Genomic DNA, 1,725 nt, shown 5'->3' with positions numbered 1-1,725 from the left:
AATGAAGCGGGTGTAGGCGTTGGCCGGGCGGTTGCCGCCTTGCGGCGGCGGCACCGGGCGCGGGGTGTTCGGTTTAGAGGAAGTCATCGGCGCCTCCCGATGCCAGCACGATCTGGCCTTCGTCGACCAGGCGGCGGACGATCTTCAGCAGTTCCTTCTGCTCGGCTTCGACTTCGGAAACACGCATCGGGCCGCGCGATTCCAGATCCTCGCGCAGCGTTTCGGCGGCGCGGCTGGACATGTTGCGGAAGACCTTCTCGCGCATCTCGGCGGTGGCGCCCTTCAGCGCCACGACCAGCGAGTCGCTCTGGACTTCCTTCAGCACGGCCTGGAAGCCCTTGTCGTCGAGCTTGTTCATGTCCTCGAAGGTGAACATGTTGTCCATGATCTTCTGGGCCAGGTCGCCGTCGGCTTCGCGGATGTAGTCCAGCACCGAGGTCTCGACCGAGGAGCCCATCATGTTGATGATCTCGGCCGCGGCCTTGGCGCCGCCCAGCGAGGCCTTGCGCAGGCGGTCGCCGCCGGCCAGCACCTTGTTCAGCACTTCGTTCAAGTCCTTCAGCGCAGAAGGCTGGATGCCGTCCAGCGTGGCAATGCGGATCAGCACTTCGTTGCGCTGGCGCTCGGTGAATGACTTCAGCACGGTGGAGGACTGGTCGAAGTCCAGGTGCACCAGGATGGCCGCGATGATCTGCGGGTGTTCGTTGCGCAGCAGCTCGGCCACCGAGCCGCCGTCCATCCACTTCAGGCTCTCGATGCCGCTCACATCGCTGCCCTGCAGGATGCGGTCGATCAGCAGGTTGGCCTTGTCGTCGCCCAGGGCCTTGCGCAGCACGGCCTTGACGTATTCGTCGGTGTCGGCCACCAGCATGTGCTGGGCTTCGGCCTGCTTGCTGAATTTCTCCAGCACCCGCTCGACCCGCTCGCGCGGGATGACCTTCAGCCGGGCAATGGTTTCGCCCAGCTTCTGGACCTCCTTGGGCCCGAGGTGCTTGAACACGCCAGCCGCCTCTTCCTCCCCGAGGGACATCAGGAGGATGGCGGCGTTTTCGGCGCCTTCGTCGTCTTTCGAATTTCCAGCCATGGGGTCGTTCGTTGCCTGTTCAGGTGGCGATTTCGCCGGTCACCCATTCGCGCATGATGTTGGCCACGGCGCCTGGGTTGTCACGGGCCAGCCGTCTTGCGGCTTCCAGCTGGGTGTTCTCAAGAGGTGCCTCAAGCGCAGGCAGTCCACTGCCGCCGGCCAGGGCCGGCAGGATGTTGTCGTCATCCACCACCGCATCGAGCTGCTGGCCCTTGTCGTCCTTCTCGACCTCGATCGGCGTCAGCACCTGGCGGATGCCAGGCCGGATCACGCCAAAGATCAAGGCCAGGGCCACCAGGGTCAATGCTGCAGGCACGCCGGAGGCACGCGCCAGGTCCAGCAGCCACGGCTGCTTCCACAGTGGCAGATCGTCGGCCGCAGGTTCGGTGACAGGCTTGAACGGCGCGTTGATGACCTTGACCGAGTCGCCGCGCTCCTTGCTGAAGCCCACGGCTTCCTGCACCAGCGCGGTCAGCTTCTCGATTTCCTCGGGCGGCAATGGCAAGGTGGTGGTCTTGCCCTTGGCATCGGTCGAGGTGCGGTGGTTGACCACCACGGCAGCGTTCAGCCGGCGCACCGCGCCAGTGGCATTGCGCGTCACGCGCACGGTCTTGTCGACCTCGTAGTTGGTGGTGGCTTCG

General features: G+C 65.0%; 2 protein-coding genes. Both read right to left on the bottom strand.

Features of this window, described 5'->3' with window-relative positions:
- Positions 1-73: 73 nt before the first annotated feature.
- Entirely contained in the window at positions 74-1,084 is a 1,011-nt protein-coding gene (gene fliG / locus FKP22_RS29380) for a flagellar motor switch protein FliG (protein WP_141291723.1), read from the bottom strand.
- A gap of 19 nt (positions 1,085-1,103) precedes the next feature.
- Positions 1,104-1,725, bottom strand: a 622-nt coding sequence (locus tag FKP22_RS29375; protein ID WP_310733392.1) for a flagellar M-ring protein FliF C-terminal domain-containing protein, incomplete at its 5' end; no start/stop codon positions are given.

Origin of the sequence: Ideonella azotifigens (assembly GCF_006519715.1) — a bacterium.
Taxonomy (GTDB): Bacteria; Pseudomonadota; Gammaproteobacteria; order Burkholderiales; family Burkholderiaceae_C; genus Ideonella; species Ideonella azotifigens.
The sequence above is the reverse complement of the archived record's forward strand: the minus strand, read 5'-3'. Positions and strand labels throughout refer to the sequence as shown.